The following is a 19885-nucleotide window of genomic DNA, read 5'->3' on the forward strand; positions in this document are numbered from 1 at the left end:
CGTCGACGAGGGCCTCAGCCTTCGCGGCGCGACCTCCACAGGAGCCAGATGAAGTACGGAGCCCCGATCACCGCCGTGACGAGGCCGACCGGGATCTGCGCGGGAGCGATGACCGTGCGACCGATGGTGTCGGCGACGCAGACCAGGAACGCACCGAGCAGCGCGGCCACCGGCAGCACGCGCACATGGCGCTGCCCGACGAGGGCGCGCGCGGCATGCGGCGCGACGAGACCCACGAAGCCGATCACCCCGACGGCCGCGACGGCCGCCGCGGTGAGCACGACGGCGATGCTCAGGAGCCCGAGGCGGGTCGACCCCAGGCGGATGCCGAGCAGCCGGGGTGTGTCGGCATCCAGACCGATCACGTCGAGCCGTCGTCGCATCGTCACGAGGATCGGCAGCGTCACCGCGAGCGCGACCAGCACCGGGAGCACCTGCGGGAACGTGCGCCCGTAGGTCGAACCCGACAGCCACACCAGCGCCTTCGCCCCGTTGTACGGATCGGTGAGCACGATCAGCAGGCTCACCAGCGCGGATGCGCCCGCCGAGACGCCGACGCCGATCAGCACCAGCCGGTTCTGCTCGAGTCCGCGGCGCGCGGCCAGCCCGAAGACGAGCGCCGCCGCGAGCGCGGCCCCGGCCAGCGAAGCGCCGCCCACCAGCCAGAAGCTCGCCAGGGGAACGGCCGTCAGGATTCCGACCGCCCCGACGCCGGCACCGCCGACGACGCCGAGGATGCCCGGCTCGGCGAGCGGGTTGCGCGAGACCGCCTGCACGACGGTTCCCGCGACGGCGAGCGCGGCGCCGGCCAGCAGCGCCGCCACGACCCGCGGCATCCGGGAGTCGAGCACGAACGTGACGATGCGCCCGGCGTTGCCGGTCACCCAGTTCGCCACGTCGCCCAGCAGCAGCCGGGCATCCCCGAGCAGCACGGCCGCGATCGTCGCGACGATCACTCCCACGACGGCGACGATCAGGGTGATCACGAAGGCCCGCCGGCTGCGCACCCGGGCGAACGCGGTCGACGAGCTCGTCGACCCGGAGTCGCGCGAACGATAGGCGAGCACCACCAGCACGACGGCGCCGACGACGGTCGTCACGATCCCGGTCGGCACGGCCACGCCGGCCTGAGCACCGAACACCGCGCGCAGGAGCACGTCGGCGCCGAGCACGACGAGCACGCCGGCGACAGCGGACGCGGGGATGAACGCCCGATGCCGCAGCAGGCCGGGCACCCTCGCACCGAGGAGCCGGACGATCGCCGGCGCGCAGAGACCCACGAACCCGATCGGACCGGCGATGGTGACCGCCACCGCCGCGAGGAGCACAGCGAGGACGACGGCGATGCTGCGCGTGCCCCGCGGGCTCACTCCAACGACCGCCGCACCGTCATCGCCGAGCGCGAGGATGTCGAGCCGTCGACCGAGCACCAGCAGCCCGATCAGCGCGAGCAGGGCGACGGGCGCGAGCTGGCTGACCGCCTGCATCCCGATCTGCGCCAGCGAGCCGTTGCCCCACGCGAAGAGCCCGGTCGTCTCCTGGGCTCGCAACAGGATGAGCATCCCGCTGAGCCCGCTGAACGCGAGGGTCAGAGCCGACCCGGCCAGCACCAGCCGGATCGGACCCGACCCTGCGCGGGACAACCCGAGCACGATCCCGGCCGCGATCAGCCCGCCGATGAACGCCGTCGCTCCCGCCGGAAGCGCGGGCAGGCTGATGCCGAAGGCGGCCACGGCGACCACCGCGAGATAGGCTCCCGCGTTCACCGCGAGCGTGTCCGGCGACGCCAGGACGTTGCGCGAGACCGACTGCAACGCCGCGCCGGATGCCCCCAGGGCGCACCCGACCACCAGCCCCGCGACCAGCCGGGGCAGGCGCGAGTCGATGAGCACCGCATCCGCCTGGCTCGTGCCGGAGCCGGTGATCGCCCGCCAGACCGCGCCGAGGTCGACGGAGGCGGTGCCCTGGCTGACGTGCACGAGGGCGAGAACGGCCACACCCAGCAGCGCGAGCATGGCGAGCACGAGCATCCGCCCGCCGGCGACTCCCCGACGACCGCCGCCGCGACCGACATCAGACGGACGGGACGCGCGGGACTCGGCCGCCCGGCCGGACGGCGCCGAGGACGGCTCGGGAGCGCGCTGCAGGGTGGGGGTGCTCACGATCAGTCGGTCAGGGCGCCGACGACTGCGTCGATGTACTGCTCCATCGCCGCCGTGCTGCCGAACATCCAGATGCCGTCGGGCAGCCGGTAGGTGTGCCCGGCCTTCACGAAGGGCAGCGACTTCCAGACGGCGTTGTCCTTCAGCGCGCCCGCGAACGGGTCGTCGCCGTCGGTCGAGTTCGCGATGTAGGCGAAGCGGGCGTCGCCCAGCTTGGTGAGTCCCTCCACGTCGGTCGATGCCAGGCCGTAGGCCTTGTCGCCGGTGAGCGACCAGGGGTCGGTGAGACCGAGCTCGGCGTTGATGTCGGCGAGCAGGGAGCCGGTCACGTACGGGCGCACGGAGACCTGGTTGTCGGTGACCCAGCCGTCGGCGAAGGCGAGCTCGGTGCCGGCGAGACCGGCGGCGGCGAGCTTCTTCTTGCCGTCGGCGATCGCCGAACGGAAGCCGGCGATCTCGGTCTTGGCCGCGCTCTGCGTTCCCGTCGCCTCGGCGATGAGGTTCACGTTGTCGATCATCTGGTCGATCTGCCGGCTCGCATCCGCCGAGCGCACGACGATCACCGGCGCGATCTTCGACAGCTGGTCGATCGCGGAATCCGACAGGTCCGTGGTGCCGACGATCAGATCCGGGTCCAGTGCCGCGACGGTGTCGACGCTCGGCTCGCCGCGCGTGCCGATGTCTTTGACCTCGCCCTTCAGCGGGGCCGCGGTGTCCCAGGCGGTGTAGCCCTTGACGTCGGCGACACCGACCGGCTGAACACCGAGCGTGACCAGCGTCTCCACGACGTTCCACTCCGTTCCGACGACACGTTTCGCCGGGCCGTCGAGCTCGACCTTCTCGCCGCGGGAATCCGTGACGGTGAGCGAACCGCGGGTGGCGGCGTCCGCGGCGGGCGTCTCGGTGGTTCCGCAACCGGCGAGGGCGAACACGGCCGTTGCGGCGAGCGCGACGGTGATGGTGTTCCTCAGGGTGCGGGGGTGGGTCGCCTGGGGGCGGGTCGTCTCGGCTCTGGTCGTCTCGGCTCTGGTCGTCATGAGTGTGCGGGGGTCCTTTCGGTTCTGAGGTGGTGCGTTCCGACCGCGCGGGTGCGCGGGATGCCGGTCTTTGGGTTCACATCGACGTCGATGCGGATGCCGTAGGTCGAGCTGAGCCGCTCGGCGTCGTAGACGTCGGAGGGCGTGCCCGCCGCGATGACCCGCCCCTCGGAGAGGAGCACGACACGGTCGGCGACGGCGGCCGCCTGATCCAGGTCGTGCAGCACGACGCCGACGGTGACGCCGTGCGTATCCGCGAGGTCGCGGATGAGGTCGAGGATCTCCACCTGGTACCGCAGGTCGAGGTAGGTGGTCGGCTCGTCGAGCAGCAGCACGTCGGTGTCCTGGGCCAGGCAGCACGCCAGCCAGACCCGCTGCAGCTGCCCGCCGGAGAGACTCTCGACGCCGCGATCGGCGAACTCCTCCACCCCGGTCACGGCGAGCGCGTGGGCGATCACCCGCGCGCCCTCGGGGTCGGTGCCCCGGAACCGCCGACGGTACGGATGCCGGCCGAACCCGACCACGTCGCGCACGCTCAGCCCGGACGGTGTCGGACGGCTCTGCGCGAGGAGGGTGATCCTGCGCGCGAAATCACTGCGCGACAGGGCGAGCGCGTCGGCCTGTTCGCCGGGCTCGGACGAGACGTGCACGCTTCCCGAGCGGGCCCGGTGCAACCGTGCGATCGCCCGGAGGAGCGTCGATTTGCCGCTGCCGTTCGGGCCGATCAGGGCCGTGACCCGGCCACGCGGCAGCCCGAGCTCGGCGTCGTGGACCACGTCGGTCCCGTCGTACGCGACGGTCATCCCGCGAGCGTGCAGCCCGAGGTCTGCGTCAGCCAGGGGGGTGGTTTCGTGAAGGGTCACAAGTCAGTACCTTAGGGAAGCCTTACCTAACTTTGCAACTACGATGGAGTCGCGCATCGAGCAGGAATCGAGAAGCAGGAGGCCCGGGCGCAGACCTACCGTGAAGTCATGACATCAATCGAATCCGTCACTCTCGACGTCGCAGACACCAGCGCCGCTGAGCGCTTCTACACCGCCGCCTTCGGGCTCGACTCCCGGGTGCAGGTGCGCGCCTTGGAGGCCCCCACCTCGGGATTCCGGGGCTACTCCATCTCGCTCATCGTGTCGCAGCCGTCGACCGTGAACGCGCTCTTCGACTCCGCCGTCGCGGCGGGCGCCACGGTGGTGAAGCCCGTCTCGAAATCGATGTGGGGCCACGGCGGCGTCGTCCAAGCGCCGGACGGCTCGATCTGGAAGGTGGCGACCTCGGCCAAGAAGGACACCGGCCCCGCGACGCGCCAGATCGACCAGGTCGTGCTGCTCCTCGCAGCCGGCGACGTCTCGGCGACCAAGCAGTTCTACGTCGGCCACGGCCTCGCCGTCGGCAAGAGCTTCGGCACGTACGTCGAGTTCGACATGCCCACCAGCCCCGTGCGACTCGGCCTCTACTCCCGCAAGGCGCTCGCGAAGGATGCCGGCGTGCCGCCGGAGGGATCGGGATCGCACCGGATCGCGATCAACAGCACCGCGGCGCCGTTCACCGACCCCGATGGCTTCGCCTGGGAGCCGGTGTCGACGTCGGCTCGCGCCTGAGCCGTCGGCCCGGGGGCTGTTCGTGGCTCCCGGGTTAGAAGTCTTCGCGCCCCTCGGCGTCGATGTCGAGCGCCTTCTGGTCGGCCGCCCACGCTTCGAGCACCAGCTGCAGCTGTCGCAGCAGCCACTCCGCCTCGAGCGCCTCGGCCTCGAGAGCGGCGAGCCTGCGCATCCGCTCGCCAGAGGTTCCCGTGAGATCGTCCATCACTCCTCCTTCGTCGTGACCGAGTCTGCTCCCGCGAGCCTGCTCGCACAACGCCTCCCACCCTGCCAGTGCTGTGCGTCGCATCGACTCTGCACTGAGGCGACTCAGTGGGGCGGCGTGGTGAGGGTCTTCTCGAGGAGCGCGCGGAGTCGGCGCCGCTCGGTGGGGGTGAGCGCGTCGGTCACGGGCGACAGTGCCGCGGCGACCCGTACCTCGACCTCGTCGGCGAGCGCGAGGCCGGCGGCACTGAGGTACACCTCGATGGCCCGGCGATCGGTCTCGCTGGGCGCGCGCTCGACCAGCCCGCGCTTCTCCGCGCGGTCGACGAGACCGGTCATGGTCGACTTCTCGAGCCCGAGATAATCGGCGAGCCCGGCCATCCTGAGCCGTCGATCGCGGAGGATCGCGAGCACGCGCAGCTGGGTGAGCGAGAGGTCGTACTCGGCGCTGATCCGGCTCAGCACGGCGACCGTCTCGAAGGCCGACCTCGCGAGGGCGTCGACGAGGCCGTTGCGTTCCTCGGTGCGGAGATCGTCGATCGGCTGTGTGTTCGTCACGCCTCGATCCTACTTGACATGGTACGCATCGCAAACTATTTTTAGTTCGTATCACGAACTAAAAATAGTCAGGAGGAGAACGATGCGCGCAGCGGTCGTCTCACACTTCGGCACGGCCCCGGCCGCCGAGGAGTTCCCCGATCCGTCCGCCGACGGCGACGACGAAGTGGTGGTCGACGTCATCGCCGCCGGCCTCCACCCTCGCGTGCGGTCCCAGGCGGACGGATCGCATTACACGAGCACGGGCGCCCTCCCCCTGGTGCCCGGCATCGACGGCGTCGGGCGCGACCGGCACGGCGCCCTCCGCTACTTCATCCTCCCGGACACGACGCTGGGTTCCATGGCGCAGAAGACGGTCATCGATGTGCGGCGCAGCATCGTGCTCCCGCCGAACAGCGACCCGATCGCGGTGGCGGCCGCCATGAACCCGGCGATGTCGTCGTGGCTCGCGCTGCGGCAGCGCATCCGGTTCGAGCCCGGGCAAAGCGTGCTCATCCTCGGCGCCACCGGCAACGCCGGCCGGCTCGCCGTGCAGGTCGCCGCGCACCTGGGAGCGGGCGAGATCATCGCCGCCGGGCGTGACGCCGACCGCCTGGCGATGCTGCCCGCGCTGGGAGCGACGGCCACCGTCGGTCTCGACGGGCGCGCCGACGAGGTGGCGCGCCGGCTCGGCGAGACCGCCGCCGACGTGGATGTCGTGCTCGACTATCTCTGGGGCGAGCCGACGGCGGCCGCGATGGTCGCGGTCGTCTCGGATCGCACGGACCGCGGCCGACCGCTCAGCTGGATCGAGATCGGTTCGGTGGCCGGCGCGACGGCGTCGATCCCGTCGGCCGCACTGCGCGCGGCACGCCTGCAGATCGTCGGCAGCGGCCAGGGGTCGGTCAGCACACGCGAGATCCTCGCGGAGCTGCCCGCCCTGGCCGACGCCATCACCGACGGCGCCTTCACGATCGATGCCGTCGCCGTCCCCCTCGAGCACGTCGCTGAGGCGTGGGCCGACGACGCGCGCGCCGCGCAGCGCGTCGTGCTCACCCCGTAGCCGGCGAGCGGAGTCAGGTGAGGGTCAGGGCGTGACGAACAGGCCCGCCTCGGCATCCCGGGTGGTTTGCTTCTTGAGGATGAAGTGCTGCTTCTTCCCGGTCGCCGTGTACGGCAGCTCGCCGACGAAGGCGTACCGGCGGGGACGCTTGTAATCGGCGAGCGAGACGCTCGCCCGGCAGTGCGCGTCGAGTGCCGCGGCCGCAGCGGCGGCATCCGCGAGCCGGCCCTCCCGCGGCTGCACATACGCGACCACGACCTCGCCCCACTCGTCGTCGGGCAGGCCGACCACGATGCTGTCGGCGACATCGGGATGCCCGGCAAGCACCTCCTCCACCTGCACCGGATGCACGTTCTCCCCGCCTGAGATGATCATGTCGTCTTTGCGGCCGATGATCGTCACGACCTCGTTCGCATCCCAGCTCGCGAGGTCGCCCGGGTACATCCACGCGCCCCGGAACTTGCGGGCCTGTTCCTCAGGGTTGTGCATGTAGGCGTAGCCGCTCTTGACGGTGCGCATGATGACCTCGCCGATCTCGTGGCCGTCTTTCTTGGCCAGGTCGCCCGGCTCCGCGATCCGGTCGTCGCCGTAGACCGTGACGACTGCAACGTCGTCGTCGAGGCAGGCACGGCCCGCGGCGCCCGCCGCATCCGGCAGATCCTCCGGACGCAGGTAGGTGTTCCAGAACGCCTCGGTGGTGCCGTAGCCGTTGGCGATGCGCGGCGTGAGCACGCGCTGGTAGCGCAGGGCGGCGGAGCGGTCGAGCGGTGCGCCCATCGTGACGATGCCGTGCAGGCTGCTGAGGTCGCGGGGCTCCGCCTCCTGCGCATCCGCGAGGCGCTCGAGGTTCGTCGGGGCGCCGATCACGTAGGTGAGGCCGTAGTCCTGCACACTGTCGAGCACGATGGCGGCGTCGAACCGTGGCAGTGCGACGACCTCGGCCCCGACGTAGAAGGCGGTGTTCGGTCCGGCGCAGTAGTTGCCGCCGCGGTGGAACCACGGCGACATGTTCATCGTCTTGTCGGTGGGCGCGAGGGGGAAGTGCATGATCACGTCGTGCGCGGTGAGCACCTCGTTGAGGCTCGTCAGCGGCACGGCCTTGGGCATCCCGGTGGTGCCGCTCGTGTAGAGCCGGGACGTCTCGTCCCAGACCGACGCTCCCTCGGGCGCGCGGAACGACGGGGCATCCGGCACCAGCAGGTCGTCGAACCGCACGGCACCCTCGAGGAGCGGGCCGTCGCCGACGGCGGCGAGCACGGCGGGGCGGTGATCGGCGAGCTCGAGCGCGGTGGCGACATCGTCGCTCGCTGCCGCGTCGTACACGAAGACGGCCGGCCGCGAGTCGTCGAGGATGTGGGCGGTCTCGCCCGGCGCCAGGCGGAAGTTCATCGGTGAACTCACGGCCCGCAGCCCCTGCGCCGCCACGTAGAGGAACGCGAACTCGGGAGTGTTCATCAGCTGGTAGGCCACGATATCGCCGACGCCGACCCCGCGAGCGGCGAGACCGGCCACCAGCCCGCCCGTCACCCGCCCGAGTTCGGCGTAGGTCCAGCTGCGGCCGGTCGGCGGGTCGGTGATCGCGGTCCGCGCTGCGTAGCGGTGGGTGTTGCGCTCGACCGCCGACGCATAGGTGAAATGCTGCTCGAACACGGAACGCAGGGTGCTCGGGTCGTACTCAGTGTTCGGGTGGGGGGTGCCGTCGTCAGGAGCGGTGCGGGTGTTCGGGTCGGTGATGGTCATGTCTTTCCTGGAGGGTCGGGCAGGGTTCAGGCGTCCAGTGGGCGTCGACTCGCTTTCGGATCGGTGGGGTCGCTCTGGCGGAACTCGGACCAGAACGGGGGCGCGACGACGGTGAGACCGCCGTCGACGACGAGGGTGTGGCCGGTGATGTAGCCGGCGTTCGCGGACGCGAGGAACCGCACGGCTTCGGCGACGTCGTCGACCGTGCCGAGCCGGCCGAGCGGGATGCGCGACGTCATCACGTCGAGGTCGGGCACGTCGTCGTGACCGTAGAAGTAGTGCAGCGAGTCCGTGTCGATGAGGCCGCCGTTGACCGCGTTGACCGTGACGCCGGAAGGACCGAGCTCGGCGGCGAGGTGGCGCACCCACGACTCGACGGCGGCCTTGTCGGAGCCGATCGCTCCGTACAGCGGGAAGGCGCGATGGCTGCCGTAGCTGGTGACCGCGATGATGCGGCCTCCTGAGGCGGGGCGAGCGCTGTCGACGGCGCGCATCCGCTGCGCGGCGCGCTGGGCGAGCAGCACGAACGAGCGCACGTTGGTCGACCACGAGCGCTCCAGGTTGCGCGCGCTGAGGTCTGCGAGCGGCCGGAAGACGGATGCCGCCGCACTCGCCACCAGGATGTCGAAGCGCTCGCCCGCCGGGAACTCGTCGTCGAACATCCGGTCGATGTCGTCGTCGCTCTCGAGCTCGAGCCGGTGGGCGCGCGCCGATCCACCGGATGCGGCGACGGCGTCGACCACGGCCTGGGCCGCGTCCGCCTCCCGCCGGTAGGTGAAGACGACATCGACACCATCCGCGGCGAGCACCTCGACGATGCGGCGGCCGATGCCGCGCGACCCGCCGGTCACCAGCGCACGTCGCCGACGCGCGGCCGATTGCGTGGTCGCCTGGTCTGGGCCGGATCCCGATTCGTTCGTCGCTGCTCCTGTGCGTCTACTCGATGCCGTCCGTCAGTCTAGACCCGGCGGAGGGTGCCTCCGCAACGGCCGTCCCGGGCTTGACGGGCACCTCAGCGGGAGCGGCGTGACCCGCGTCAGCGGGTGAGCGAGGCGACCGCGAGCTTCGTGGCCGCGGCGAGCAGCGCGTTGTCCGGTGTCGCGTCGGGAGTGTCCTTTCTGGTCAGCACCGCGACGACGATCGGAGCGCGATGCGCCGGATAGACCACCGCGATGTCGTCGCGCACGCCGTACTCGCCCGTTCCTGTCTTGTCGGCGACCGGCCACGCGGGATCCACGCCCGCTCGGATCGTGTCGTCGCCCGTCGTGTTGTCGAGCATGGTGTTGCGCAGGAGCATCCGGTCGCTCGTCTCGAGCACGCCGCCCAGCAGCACCGAGCGGAGATCGGCCGCGAACTGCGCAGGGGTGGTCGTGTCGCGCCGGTCTCCCGGCAGCGCCTCGTTGAGGTCGGGCTCGATGCGATGGACGTCGGTCACGCGATCGCCGATGCCGCGCAACCAATTCTCCACCGCCTGCGGTCCCCCGAGTCGCGCGACGAGCAGGTTCGCCGCCGTGTTGTCGCTGAAGCGGAGCATCGCGTCGAGCAGCTCCCGCACCGTCATCCCGGTGTCGACGAAGCGGCTGGTGATCGGGGCGTAGTCGAGCAGATCGGCACGTGTGTAGTGCACGACGGTGTCGAGATCGGTGGCGGATGAGCGCTGCAGGGTGGCGGCGGCGATGAACGTCTTGTTCGAGGAGGCGAACGGGAACCGCTCCCCCGAGCGGTAACCGACGGTGCGGCCCGAGCCGGTGTCGATCGCGAGGATGCCGAGGCGTGCGTCGTGGGCGTGTTCGAGCGAGGCGAAGGCACGCGTCAGGCCGGCCGCTGTCGACGTGGCCGAAGCCGCCGGCGCGGAGCTCGCCGCCGACCCGGATGGCGAGACGCCCGGCGCCGCGACCAACGGAGCACTGGAGAACACGGCGGCGGCACCGAGGGTGACCGCGACCGCACTGGCGAGGAATCGTGTCTGAATCTGCATGACCTCCACCCTCACCCGCGACCATCCATCCCGTCGAAGACCGGAACGCGCCAATCGATGCCCGTTCAGCATCGGACTAGGCTGCTCGGGTGGACATGATCGCAGCCTGCCGCGTGCTCGTGGCGATCGAGGAACGGGGAACCGTCACCCGCGCAGCCGCGGCTCTGGATGTCGCACAGTCCGTCGCGAGCCGGCGCATCCTCGCCCTCGAACAGCACTTCGGCGGTCCCCTGCTGGAGCGGACCGGACGCCGCGCGGTGCTCACGCCGTTCGGGCGCGACCTCGTGCCCTCCGCGCGCCGCCTGGTGCGACTCGCCGATGAACTCGACCTCGACGCCGCACGTGCGCGGCTGCGGCCGGTGACGATCGCCGTGCCGGAGACCTGTTCCACCCGCGACCTCGCCGTCGCCGACGCCGCCGGCCGCGCCGCCGGTCTCCGCCTGGAATTCCGACGACTGCCTCCGCTGCGCCGCACTGAACTCGCCGAGACGCTCGGCGTGCGCGTCGCCATCGCCGACGTTCCTCCGGCCGAAGCGCTCTGGGTCGTCGAGCTCGGCGCGGCCTCGCGGCGCCCCCTCCACCGGGCACTCCGGCTCGAAGGACTCCGCGCCGTGCGGTCAGGGAGCACGCGCCGCGACGAGGACGCGGGATCGCGCCTGCGGATCTGCCCGGAGGACGACCTGCCGCACGTGCGTGACATCCTGACGCGCGCAGGGTTCGCCGCCGGCCTCGTGCCCGGGCAGCTCCCCGTCGACACCTCGCTGACGGCCGCCCTCGCCGGCGTGCTCGCCGACGGCGATCTGCTGCTCTGCACGCAGGCGGAGGCGGAGGATCTCGGGCTGCACTGGCGGCCGTTCACCGGCCTCGCCCTCGCCCGCGGGTTCGCGCTCACCGGCGACAGCGAGCACGACGTGCGCACCGTTCAGGATGCCGTCGCGGACGAGCTCGCCGCCGCGCTCGGCGCGGTCCCGGGTCCGGCGCTCGAGCCGGCGCAGCCGACGGAGCCGACGGAGCCGACTGACCAGGAGGAGGCCCCGGATGCGTGACGAACGGCTGCTCGGCGACGTGCGCGCCGACCTAGCGCGCGCCGGACTGCGCGCCTCGCTCGTCGTCAGGGACCTCGACGACGGCAGGGAGGTCTCGCTCGACGGCGACATCCCGACACCGGCCGCGTCCCTGGCAAAGGTCCCGTTGGCGCTGGCGGTGCTCGACCGCATCGCCGACGGACGGCTCGACGGCGCGATGCCCGTGACGCTGCCTTCGGGGGATCCCGCCGAGATCACTCCCGGCACCGGCCGCTTCCGGCATCCGTCGACGATCGCGGTCGACGACCTGGTGTCCCTCGCCCTGACGATCAGTGACAACGGCGCCGCCGATGCGCTCCTTCAGCTCGTGCCCGCCGCGGAGGTCATGGCCGACCTCGACAGGCTCGGCATCCGCGGGATGGTGGTGCGGCATCCGTTCGCGGACCTCAGCGACACGCCCCTCGAACGATTCGCGCCCGACGAAGCGCACCTCGCCCACACCCTCGCCATCCGCGGGAGCACACCGGCGCACGGCCATCCCGTGCGCCAGCTCGATGTGGCACGCACGAACACGACGACCGCCACCGGGTTCGCTGACCTACTGGAGGCGGTGTGGCGCGAGCGCGGCGTCCGGCCCGTGGTCGCGGAACGGCTGCGCGGGCTCCTGCACGCCAACGTCATCCGCCACCGGCTCGCCCCCGACTTCGCGACGGATGATGCGCGCTGGGCCTCGAAGACAGGCACCCTGCTCAATCTCCGTCACGAGGCCGGCGTCGTCGAGCACGCCGACGGGTCGCGGTTCGCCGTGGTCGCTCTCAGCGCATCGTCGGTCGCGGCGACGGCGCAGCCCGCCGCGGAAGCCGCGCTCGGCGCCGCTGCGCGCGAGCTGCACCGCCACCTGCGAGGGTGAGGGGACGGACGCAGGGCCGGCGTCGCCGAGTCGATCTCACTGGAGGAGCTGCCCGAACTGGCGGGTGCCATGGATGAGATCGCAGCTACGATCAACATCAGCGCGGGCACCCTGCCCGACTAGCGCGGCCTGCGGACCGGGGACGAGGACGCGCCCAGCAGACCGCGGCGGAAGCCCTCGGCGACCGCAGCGGCCCTGTCCCCGACGCCGAGCTTGCCGTAGACACTGAGGAGATGCGTCTTCACCGTCGCCTCGCTCAGGTGCAGCCGCGCGCCCGCCTCGCGGTTCGTCGCGCCGTCCGCCACCAGGCCGAGCACCTGCAGCTCACGCGGGCTGAGCAGGCTCGCCTCCGGCGTGCGCACCCGGTCGACCAGGCGCGACGCGACGGACGGCGAGAGAGACGCGTGGCCCGCCGCGGCCGCGTGCACCGCCCGCACCAGCTCGTCGCGCGACGCGTCCTTGAGCAGATAGCCGGTCGCACCGGCCTCGATGGCGGGCAGCACGTCGGCATCCGCGTCGTAGGTGGTCAGGACGACCACGCGGCTCGGGACCCCGAGCCGTACGAGCTCCCGGATCGCCGTGACGCCGTCGGTTCCCGGCATCCGGAGATCCATGAGCACGACATCCGGCTGCAGCGCACGCGCGAGGCCGACCGCCTCCGCACCGTCGGACGCCTCGCCGACGACCTCGATGCCGGGGTCGGACGACACCATGCCGACGATGCCGTCACGGACCACCGGATGATCGTCGGCGACCAGCAGACGCACGGCGGTCATCCGGGCACCTCGACCCGGACGGCCGTCCCCCGGCCCGGGCTGGACTCGATGACGAGCTCACCGGCGACGGCCGTGATTCGCTCTCGCATGGCGATCAGTCCGTAGCCGCCCTCGGGCCCGTCAGTGCGCTCTGCAGCGGGATCGAACCCGCGGCCGTCGTCGCGCACCTCGAGCCGCGCGCCGCGAGCGTCGTGCCAGAGGCTCAGAGTGACGCGATGAGCGCCGGCATGGCGCTCGACGTTGGCGAGAGCCTCTTGCGCCGTTCGCAGCAGGGTCACCTCGGCCTCCGTCGGGAGGGTTCCGGCCGCGTCGGCGGCGTGCACGTCGACCGGGATGCCCGTGCGCTCCGACCAGCGATGGGCGGTCGTCGCGATCGCCTCCGCGAGCCCGGCCGTGTCGAGCACGGCGGGGCGCAACGCCCGCACGGAGCGCCGCGCCTCCCTGAGTCCGTCCCGGGCCAGCGCGAGCGCAGAGTCGGTGTGACGAGCGCGCGCGGCGTCATCCGGTGCGTGCTCGGCGGCCTGGAGCTGCGTCACGATGCCCGCGAAGCCCTGCGCGAGCGTGTCGTGGATCTCGCGCGCGAGCCGCGCACGTTCCGCCTCCGTCGACGCGCGTTCCTGCTGCTGTCGCGCCACCCGGAGGCCCCAGGAGAGGCCGCACATGATGATGACGTTGATCAGCACCACGATCGTCCTCCCGGCGATGCCGGCCGGGTCCACGCCGAGGCTGGACGCCTGCGCGAGACCAGCGACGACGGCCGTAGCGGCGACCGCGACGAGCTCCCCCGGCCAGCGGACGAGCGAGTAGGCCATCGAGAAGGTCCCGATCGTGAGGAAGGCGAACCAGCTGTCGAGCTGCACGAGCACGAGGTTGATCACGATGACGCCGGCCATCAGCACGGCGACCGTAACGGGCCGGCCGTTCCAGGGCATCCGCAGGTCACGGAAGACGAGGACCCACAGGGCGTATGCGGCACAGAGCGTCAGCTCGGGAACGAGTCGTGCCCAGTCCCCCCAGCCCACCCCGAGCGCGAAGGCGGCCAGCATCCCCGCCATCAGGTAGGGCACGACCGTGAGCACGGCCCGCCAGCGCGGATCGACCATATGCCGACCCTACGCGTCCTTCGGGAAGTGGGCGCGGATGCGGGGCAGGTTGGCCAGGATCGCCACCGGCAGCACGAGCGCGCCGCAGACGGCCTGCTCGATGCGCACCCAATCGGGCAGGAAACCGGGAATCGACACGATGACGACGACCGCGATCACGACCACGGGGCTGATGATCCGGAGGCGGGTCAGGGAGGCGCGCGACCCTCGCGCGGCGCTCACCGCGATCAGCACCAGGACGACCGAGCTGGCGAGCACGAGCGAGCACCGGATCCAGATCGCGATGGCGACGGATGCGCCGGTCGCGTTCTGCACGATGAGCACGGCCTCCATGGCGAGACTGACCAGCAGGAAGGCGGTCAGCAGCACCAGGATCGGCCGGAAGGCGGCACGGCGCGCGGCATCGGCGGCGACGGAACGGGCGTGTGCGGGAGCGGATGTCTCTGTCATGCCTCCAGCGTCTCGAATGGGACCCGGCGCCGGATCGACCGTTCGGCCGGACTCCGTCACCGAACGGTGGAGTGGTGCCGGCACCCGTCCCGCGCAGAAGACGAGGCGGCGAGGGCTACCTCCGAGGCCGCCGTTGCGGCAGACTCGCACCGCAGGAGGACACGATGAGCGCGACGACCGACTTCTCAGCCCGGCTCAGGTCCGAGCTCCATCACCGGATCCGGCGGATGTCCGGCCGCGATCCGACGGAGCGCGGCAGATCGGTCACGCCGCTGGAGCTGCTCTACGACCTCACCTACGTGGTCGCGTTCGCCGCCGCATCCGATCAGCTCGCGGAGCAGCTCGCACGCGGCGACGTGTGGCGGGCGATCGGCGCGTTCGTGTTCGCGGTGTGGGCCGTGAGCTGGGCCTGGTTCAATTTCACCTGGTTCACCTCGGCGTACGGAACGGACGACGTCGTGTTCCGGCTCGCGACGATCGTGCAGATGATCGGCGTCATCGTGCTCACGTACGGACTTCCGGTGAGCTTCGAGTCGGCCGCCCATGGCGGGAGCCCGAACAACCTGCTGCTGGTGATCGGCTACATCATCATGCGGATCCCGCTCATCGCGCTCTGGGCGTCGGCCGCCGTGCAGGATCCACGTCATCGCAAGAGCTCTCTGGCCTACGTCTGGATCATCTCGATCGCGCAGGTGGGCTGGCTCCTCACCGCGATCCTGCCGCTGCCAACCGTGCCGACGGTGATCGCGCTGGTCGTGCTCGCGCTGGCCGAGATGACCGCACCGATCGCGGCGGCGCGACGGTTCGGCCACGCCCCCTGGAACGCCGGTCACATCGCCGAGCGGTTCGGGCTGCTGACCCTGATCACGATCGGCGAGGTCATCGCGGGCACCACGGCGGCGGTCGGCGCGCTCATCCAAGCGAAGGACTGGTCGCCCGAGGCGGTGATGATCGCGGCCTCCGGGCTCGTGATCGCCGCCGCGGTCTGGTGGACGTACTTCCTCGTGCCCTCGCGCACGGTGCTCGAGGAGCGTCCGGAGAGGCTGTTCGCGTGGCGCAACGCGCATTTTCCGCTGTTCGGCTCCATCGCTGCCATCGGCGCCGGTCTGCACCTGACGACGATCGCAGTTCAGCACGGCGGCGTCTCGCTGTTCGGGATCGCCCTGTCACTGACCGTTCCTCTGGCGATCACAGTCGTGCTCATCTTCCTGATCTGGTCGGTGCTGATGCGCTCGTTCGACCTGACGACGCACCTGCCCCTGCTGCTGGCGACACTCGCGCCGCTCTGCGCCGCGGTCGTCGTCGGACTGCTCGTGAATCCCGGCGAGCCGCTGGACCTCTCGCAACCGGGCGCCCTCACGGCGTTGAGCACCGTGATCGGTCTGGCGGCGCTGGGCGCCGTGGTCGAAGTCGTCGGGCACGAGCTCGTCGGCTACGAGCACACCCTGCGCGCCTGGGAGCGCTCGACGACCTGATACGACGGCACACTGACCTGGTGAGCCGCCGCGGCGGCCGTGTCTGTGTGAAGCTGGGACGGCAGCCCGGATTCCACAGCGAGGGAGAGCCATGTCCGCCAGAACGTCGATCGTCATCGGCACCGGCGTCGCCGGTGCCGCCACCGCCTTCGGGCTGGCGCGGCGCGGCGTGACCGTCACCATGGTCGAGGCCGAGTTCGACGGCCGCGCGACGGCGGCCGGCGCCGGCATCATCCAGCCGTGGAGCTCGACCGTCGACGGCGAGTTCTACCGGCTCTACGCGGCGGGCGCCGACTACTACGACGAGCTCATCCGGCGGCTGGCGGAGACCGGTGTTCACGACATCGGCTACCGACGCGCGGGCGCACTGGTGGTCAACCGGGACAGCGGGGTGCTGGACGACGTCGAAGCCCGCGTCGCCGCGCGCGCGGCCGATGCACCGGCGATGGGCACCGTCTCGCGCATCTCCGGCGAGCGCGCACGTGAGCTCTTCCCGCCGCTCGGCCCCGATTTCGAGGCACTCCATATCGCCGGCGGTGCACGCGTCGACGGCCGCGCGCTCCGCGCAGGACTGCTCGCCGCGTCGCAATCGCTGGGCGCCGTCGTGGTGCCGGGCACCGCATCCCTCGTCTCGGCGCCACGGGGCGGCTGGGCCGTCGCGGTCGGAGATCGCGTCCTCGAAGCCGACTCGATCGTGGTCGCGGCCGGGGCGTGGACCAACCGCGTCATCGAGCCGCTCGGGCTGCGCATCGCGGTGGAGCCGCAGCGCGGGCAGATCACGCACCTGCGTGTCGGGACGGCGGACACCCGGTCCTGGCCCTCCGTCCATCCGGTCGCCAGCCACTACCTGGTGGCGTTCGACGACTCGCGCGTCGTCGTCGGCGCCACGCGCGAGACCGGCTCCGGATTCGACCCGCGCGTGACGGCGGACGGCCAGCGGCAGATCCTCGAGAACGCCCTCTCGGTGGCGCCGGGCCTCGCGGACGCGACGCTCATCGAGACCAGGGTCGGACTGCGACCGCTCCCCGAGGGCGAGCTGCCCATCGTGGGTGCCCTCGAGGGTTTCGACGGGCTCTATGTCAACGCGGGCTTCGGCGCCGCGGGCCTGACCATGGGCCCCTTGGTCGGAGACCGGCTCGCGGCCGTCATCGACGGGGAGACCCCGCCACCGGCGGCCGGGCTGCTCGCGCCGGTCGCGGCGCACCGGTAGCCGCGGGCACGAGGGTCGGGGGCCCGCGATCCGGGGCTAGACCACCAGCGACCGGATCGCCGTGGCGGCGGCGCCGCGTGCCCAGTCCTCGAAGGTGTGGGGGCGCACGACGATACGGCACCGGTCGGCCGACGCGAACACGTGCTCGGCATACGACCGGCGCAGCGGTTCCTCGATCAGATCGAAGTTCACCACGCCCTCACCGCCGATGATGACGAGTTCCGGACCGACCATGTTGACAAGGCTGGCGATGGCCGCACCGATCACGGTGCCCGCCTCGGCGAATGCCTGAGCGGCGACCGGGTCGCCGTCCCTGGCGAGCTCGACCGCCTCTTCGATGGAGACCTCACGCCCGAGGCCGGCCGATACGGTGGCCACGATCGCGGCCGTTGCAGCGACGGCCTCCACGCAGCCTCGGCGTCCGCAGGCGCAGATGCGGTCGGGCGAGGTCAGGGGCAGGTGGCCGATCTCTCCCGCGACCCCGTACGCACCCTCGACGACCTCACCATTCAGATGCAGGCCGCTTCCGATCCCGCGCCCGATCGTGACGATCGCGAAGGAGCTCGTCCCCAGACCGACACCGAACCAGTGCTCGCCGATCGTGAGCGCCCGAACGTCGTTCTCGACCACGATGCGCTGCCCGAGCCGTTCGGCCAGCGCATCGCCGAGCTCGACGCCGCGCCAGTCCATCAGCGCGGAGTCGCGAACGACTCCCGATTCCATGTCCACGTCGCCGGACACAGCGACGCCGATGCACGCCAGACGCGACCTGAGTCCTCCGAGGCCGCTTCGAAGACGCCCGCAGATCTCCACGATGGCATCGATGACGGCCGCCGGGTCGTGCGAGGTCAGCCGCAGACGGTCGGAGGTGATGATGCGGGTGGTGAGGTCGGTGGCGACGCCGATGATCTCGTCGGCGTTCACCTTGACCCCCAGCGCCACCACGGCGTCGGGGACGACGGCGACCGGACTGACGGGTCTCCCCGGGAGCCCGGTGAGCGTCGGGTCGAGAGAGTCGTTGAGGAGACCGGCGGCGACGAGCGGCGTCACCGCCTTCGTCACGGCGGCCTGCGAGAGCCCCGTCAGTCGGGCGACGTCGATCCTGCTGATGGGGCTGCGGGTGAGGATCGTAGTGAACACGCGCGTGGCCGCGTCCGACGACGATCCGAGCAGCGCCGTCCGCGTCCGCGTCTCATCGTTCATGGTGCGCTCTCTCTGATCGGAATGAGGTCGGCGGGCGAGGGCGCACCCTCGCCCGCCGGTCTCGATCTGCTACTTCTTGGCGAGGATCTCTTTCGACTTCTCCTGCGCCGCCTTCAGGAAGGACGAATCGCCCTCCCCACTGAAGAATGCCTCAAACATCGGCTGCAGCGTGTCAACCAGCTCCTGTCCGTTCGCGGTCGGGGGCGCCGGGTACAGCTCGTCGTTCTTCAGCGCGTCGACGAAACTGGAGATGTCCACCCCATCGGCCTTCTGGGCGTCGACGGTCGACTGGAGGGCTGCCGCGATCGACGGCAGGAAGGTCGCGGTCTTGCCCGCGACAGTCTGGCATCCGACGGTGCCCATGTACGAGACCCACTTCCAGGTCTGGTCGACGTGCTTGGTTCCCACGAAGATGTTGTTGGCGTTGGAGTTGCTGATCATCCCGCGACCATCCGGGCCCTTCACCGTCGGCGCGATCCCGACCTTCAGGCCGGGCACCTTCGTGAGGGTCGTGGCGTTCCACGTCCCGTCCTGCGCCATCGCGACCTGTCCGGCGCCCATCTGCTCCGAGGAGGAGACGGTGAACTGGCCGAACTTCGGCATCAGGCCGCGGTCGCCGAGGGTGCGCACGTAGTCGAGGGTCTTCGCGAGGCGAGGGTCGTCGAAGGGCAGCTCCTTCGGCCACGCCTTGACGTCGCCACCGAGCTTCCAGCCCAGGGTCGTGACGAACGGGTTCCAGGAGGTCTGGCCGTTGAAGTCCCCGGCGGCGAGCGTTCCGATGCCGTAGGTCTTGACCTTGGTCTTATCGAATCCGGCCTCGTCGCCGCGCTTGCCGTTCTTGTCGACGGTCAGGTGGGCGACGATCTTGTCGAACGTGCCGCCGTCGTCGGGATTCCAGGTCATGTTCTTGATGTCATCGTCGGTGTAGCCGGCGGCCTTGACCATGTCCTCGTTGAAGTAGATCGCCGCGCCCGCCCAGTCGAGCGGGATGCCGTACTGCTTGCCGTCGGTGTACTTCCAGGAGTCCACGCCGATGTTGAACGTGCTCAGGTCGAAGTCCGTCTTCTTGATCAGATCGTCGAGCGGCATGATCTGCTTCTGACCCGCGTACTGGCCGAGCAGGGGGACGCTGTTCTGAAACGCGTCCGGCGCGGTGCCCGAGACGAACCCGGCGGTGAGCTTGGTGAAGTAGTCGTTGACGTTGTACTGCGAGATCTTGACGTTGATGTTCGGGTTCTCCTTCTCGAACCCGGGGATGCAGAGCTTGTAGTTGGCCGCCTGGTGATCGTCCCAGGTCCACCAGTTGACGGTGACCTTCTCGCTCGAGGCGTTGTCGGACGAGCACGCCGCGAGGCCGACGGCCGCGAGTCCGGCCGCTGCCAGGCCTGCGATGATGCGGAGCTTTTTCATGAGTTCC

General features: G+C 71.0%; 19 protein-coding genes. 6 read left to right on the forward strand and 13 right to left on the reverse strand.

Annotated features, from left to right (window positions below):
* Positions 1-14: 14 nt before the first annotated feature.
* The 3 genes from AC1DB1_RS18665 to AC1DB1_RS18675 form a co-directional block, all read right to left on the reverse strand.
* Positions 15-2030, reverse strand: a complete 2016-nt coding sequence (locus AC1DB1_RS18665) for an iron ABC transporter permease (RefSeq protein WP_477201915.1) — start codon at positions 2028-2030, stop codon at positions 15-17.
* Between the two features lie 134 nt (positions 2031-2164).
* Complete coding sequence (locus tag AC1DB1_RS18670; protein ID WP_477201884.1) at positions 2165-3199, reverse strand: ABC transporter substrate-binding protein; 1035 nt, start codon at positions 3197-3199, stop codon at positions 2165-2167.
* Positions 3196-4002 (reverse strand): ABC transporter ATP-binding protein, encoded by an 807-nt coding sequence (locus tag AC1DB1_RS18675; RefSeq protein WP_477201916.1) that lies wholly within the window; start codon positions 4000-4002, stop codon positions 3196-3198. The genes AC1DB1_RS18670 and AC1DB1_RS18675 overlap by 4 nt, the downstream gene beginning before the upstream one ends.
* 168 nt (positions 4003-4170) lie before the next feature.
* Here AC1DB1_RS18675 and AC1DB1_RS18680 point away from each other — a divergent pair, with 168 nt between their 5' ends.
* Positions 4171-4794: a VOC family protein gene (locus AC1DB1_RS18680; RefSeq protein ID WP_477201885.1), complete on the forward strand. Its 624-nt coding sequence runs from the start codon at positions 4171-4173 to the stop codon at positions 4792-4794.
* A 34-nt stretch (positions 4795-4828) separates the two neighbouring features.
* Here the strand turns inward: AC1DB1_RS18680 and AC1DB1_RS18685 are convergent, their stop codons facing one another.
* Positions 4829-4999, reverse strand: coding sequence for a hypothetical protein (locus AC1DB1_RS18685; RefSeq protein WP_271175946.1), 171 nt, complete (start codon positions 4997-4999; stop codon positions 4829-4831).
* A 104-nt stretch (positions 5000-5103) separates the two neighbouring features.
* Positions 5104-5556 carry a MarR family winged helix-turn-helix transcriptional regulator gene (locus AC1DB1_RS18690; protein WP_477201886.1) on the reverse strand — a complete coding sequence of 151 codons (453 nt, stop codon included), beginning with the start codon at positions 5554-5556 and terminating at the stop codon, positions 5104-5106.
* Positions 5557-5638: 82 nt separating this feature from the next.
* Here AC1DB1_RS18690 and AC1DB1_RS18695 point away from each other — a divergent pair, with 82 nt between their 5' ends.
* Positions 5639-6598, forward strand: a complete 960-nt coding sequence (locus tag AC1DB1_RS18695) for a quinone oxidoreductase family protein (RefSeq protein ID WP_477201887.1) — start codon at positions 5639-5641, stop codon at positions 6596-6598.
* Between the two features lie 24 nt (positions 6599-6622).
* On the opposite strand, the gene AC1DB1_RS18700 is transcribed toward AC1DB1_RS18695, so the two are convergent.
* The 3 genes from AC1DB1_RS18700 to bla form a co-directional block, all read right to left on the reverse strand.
* A complete protein-coding gene (locus AC1DB1_RS18700; RefSeq protein ID WP_477201888.1) occupies positions 6623-8338 on the reverse strand; it encodes a class I adenylate-forming enzyme family protein in 1716 nt (571 codons plus the stop codon).
* Between the two features lie 26 nt (positions 8339-8364).
* Positions 8365-9189 (reverse strand): SDR family oxidoreductase, encoded by an 825-nt coding sequence (locus AC1DB1_RS18705; RefSeq protein WP_477201889.1) that lies wholly within the window; start codon positions 9187-9189, stop codon positions 8365-8367.
* A 185-nt stretch (positions 9190-9374) separates the two neighbouring features.
* On the reverse strand, positions 9375-10316 hold the full coding sequence (gene bla / locus AC1DB1_RS18710; RefSeq protein ID WP_477201890.1) for a class A beta-lactamase: 942 nt from the start codon (positions 10314-10316) through the stop codon (positions 9375-9377).
* Between the two features lie 95 nt (positions 10317-10411).
* Here bla and AC1DB1_RS18715 point away from each other — a divergent pair, with 95 nt between their 5' ends.
* The gene (locus AC1DB1_RS18715; RefSeq protein ID WP_477201917.1) at positions 10412-11362 is read left to right on the forward strand and encodes a LysR family transcriptional regulator; all 951 of its coding nucleotides are present in this window, start codon (positions 10412-10414) and stop codon (positions 11360-11362) included.
* Entirely contained in the window at positions 11355-12251 is an 897-nt protein-coding gene (locus AC1DB1_RS18720) for a serine hydrolase (protein WP_477201891.1), read from the forward strand. Before AC1DB1_RS18715 ends, AC1DB1_RS18720 begins: the two co-directional genes overlap by 8 nt.
* Positions 12252-12370: 119 nt before the next feature.
* On the opposite strand, the gene AC1DB1_RS18725 is transcribed toward AC1DB1_RS18720, so the two are convergent.
* Genes AC1DB1_RS18725 through AC1DB1_RS18735 form a run of 3 tightly spaced genes read right to left on the reverse strand, consistent with a single transcriptional unit; the run spans position 12371 to position 14580 of the window.
* Positions 12371-13027, reverse strand: coding sequence for a response regulator transcription factor (locus AC1DB1_RS18725; RefSeq protein ID WP_477201892.1), 657 nt, complete (start codon positions 13025-13027; stop codon positions 12371-12373).
* Positions 13024-14130, reverse strand: coding sequence for a sensor histidine kinase (locus AC1DB1_RS18730; protein ID WP_477201893.1), 1107 nt, complete (start codon positions 14128-14130; stop codon positions 13024-13026). The genes AC1DB1_RS18725 and AC1DB1_RS18730 overlap by 4 nt, the downstream gene beginning before the upstream one ends.
* A 9-nt stretch (positions 14131-14139) precedes the next feature.
* Positions 14140-14580, reverse strand: coding sequence for a hypothetical protein (locus tag AC1DB1_RS18735; protein ID WP_477201894.1), 441 nt, complete (start codon positions 14578-14580; stop codon positions 14140-14142).
* A 164-nt stretch (positions 14581-14744) separates the two neighbouring features.
* Between AC1DB1_RS18735 and AC1DB1_RS18740 the strand changes: the two genes are divergently transcribed.
* Both AC1DB1_RS18740 and AC1DB1_RS18745 read left to right on the forward strand, forming a co-directional pair.
* Positions 14745-16055: a low temperature requirement protein A gene (locus AC1DB1_RS18740; protein ID WP_271175956.1), complete on the forward strand. Its 1311-nt coding sequence runs from the start codon at positions 14745-14747 to the stop codon at positions 16053-16055.
* 91 nt (positions 16056-16146) lie between these two features.
* A complete protein-coding gene (locus tag AC1DB1_RS18745) occupies positions 16147-17265 on the forward strand; it encodes an NAD(P)/FAD-dependent oxidoreductase (RefSeq protein WP_477201895.1) in 1119 nt (372 codons plus the stop codon).
* Positions 17266-17301: 36 nt separating this feature from the next.
* Here the strand turns inward: AC1DB1_RS18745 and AC1DB1_RS18750 are convergent, their stop codons facing one another.
* Positions 17302-18468, reverse strand: a complete 1167-nt coding sequence (locus tag AC1DB1_RS18750) for an ROK family protein (protein ID WP_271175958.1) — start codon at positions 18466-18468, stop codon at positions 17302-17304.
* A 69-nt stretch (positions 18469-18537) separates the two neighbouring features.
* The gene (locus AC1DB1_RS18755) at positions 18538-19878 is read right to left on the reverse strand and encodes an ABC transporter substrate-binding protein (RefSeq protein ID WP_477201896.1); all 1341 of its coding nucleotides are present in this window, start codon (positions 19876-19878) and stop codon (positions 18538-18540) included.
* Between the last annotated feature and the right edge of the window lie 7 nt (positions 19879-19885).

This window comes from Leifsonia sp. 10N434 (assembly GCF_056394405.1).

Bases quoted from the DNA above. Each gene is read 5' to 3' on its own strand.
- AC1DB1_RS18700 (WP_477201888.1), bottom strand. From the start codon at position 8,338: ATGACCATCACCGACCCGAACACCCGCACCGCTCCTGACGACGGCACC.
- AC1DB1_RS18670 (WP_477201884.1), bottom strand. From the start codon at position 3,199: ATGACGACCAGAGCCGAGACGACCAGAGCCGAGACGACCCGCCCCCAG.
- AC1DB1_RS18665 (WP_477201915.1), bottom strand. From the start codon at position 2,030: ATGCTCGTGCTCGCCATGCTCGCGCTGCTGGGTGTGGCCGTTCTCGCC.
- AC1DB1_RS18740 (WP_271175956.1), top strand. From the start codon at position 14,745: ATGAGCGCGACGACCGACTTCTCAGCCCGGCTCAGGTCCGAGCTCCAT.
- AC1DB1_RS18695 (WP_477201887.1), top strand. From the start codon at position 5,639: ATGCGCGCAGCGGTCGTCTCACACTTCGGCACGGCCCCGGCCGCCGAG.
- AC1DB1_RS18685 (WP_271175946.1), bottom strand. From the start codon at position 4,999: ATGGACGATCTCACGGGAACCTCTGGCGAGCGGATGCGCAGGCTCGCC.
- AC1DB1_RS18725 (WP_477201892.1), bottom strand. From the start codon at position 13,027: ATGACCGCCGTGCGTCTGCTGGTCGCCGACGATCATCCGGTGGTCCGT.
- AC1DB1_RS18745 (WP_477201895.1), top strand. From the start codon at position 16,147: ATGTCCGCCAGAACGTCGATCGTCATCGGCACCGGCGTCGCCGGTGCC.
- bla (WP_477201890.1), bottom strand. From the start codon at position 10,316: ATGCAGATTCAGACACGATTCCTCGCCAGTGCGGTCGCGGTCACCCTC.
- AC1DB1_RS18735 (WP_477201894.1), bottom strand. From the start codon at position 14,580: ATGACAGAGACATCCGCTCCCGCACACGCCCGTTCCGTCGCCGCCGAT.
- AC1DB1_RS18755 (WP_477201896.1), bottom strand. From the start codon at position 19,878: ATGAAAAAGCTCCGCATCATCGCAGGCCTGGCAGCGGCCGGACTCGCG.
- AC1DB1_RS18715 (WP_477201917.1), top strand. From the start codon at position 10,412: ATGATCGCAGCCTGCCGCGTGCTCGTGGCGATCGAGGAACGGGGAACC.
- AC1DB1_RS18720 (WP_477201891.1), top strand. From the start codon at position 11,355: ATGCGTGACGAACGGCTGCTCGGCGACGTGCGCGCCGACCTAGCGCGC.
- AC1DB1_RS18730 (WP_477201893.1), bottom strand. From the start codon at position 14,130: ATGGTCGATCCGCGCTGGCGGGCCGTGCTCACGGTCGTGCCCTACCTG.
- AC1DB1_RS18680 (WP_477201885.1), top strand. From the start codon at position 4,171: ATGACATCAATCGAATCCGTCACTCTCGACGTCGCAGACACCAGCGCC.
- AC1DB1_RS18750 (WP_271175958.1), bottom strand. From the start codon at position 18,468: ATGAACGATGAGACGCGGACGCGGACGGCGCTGCTCGGATCGTCGTCG.
- AC1DB1_RS18675 (WP_477201916.1), bottom strand. From the start codon at position 4,002: ATGACCGTCGCGTACGACGGGACCGACGTGGTCCACGACGCCGAGCTC.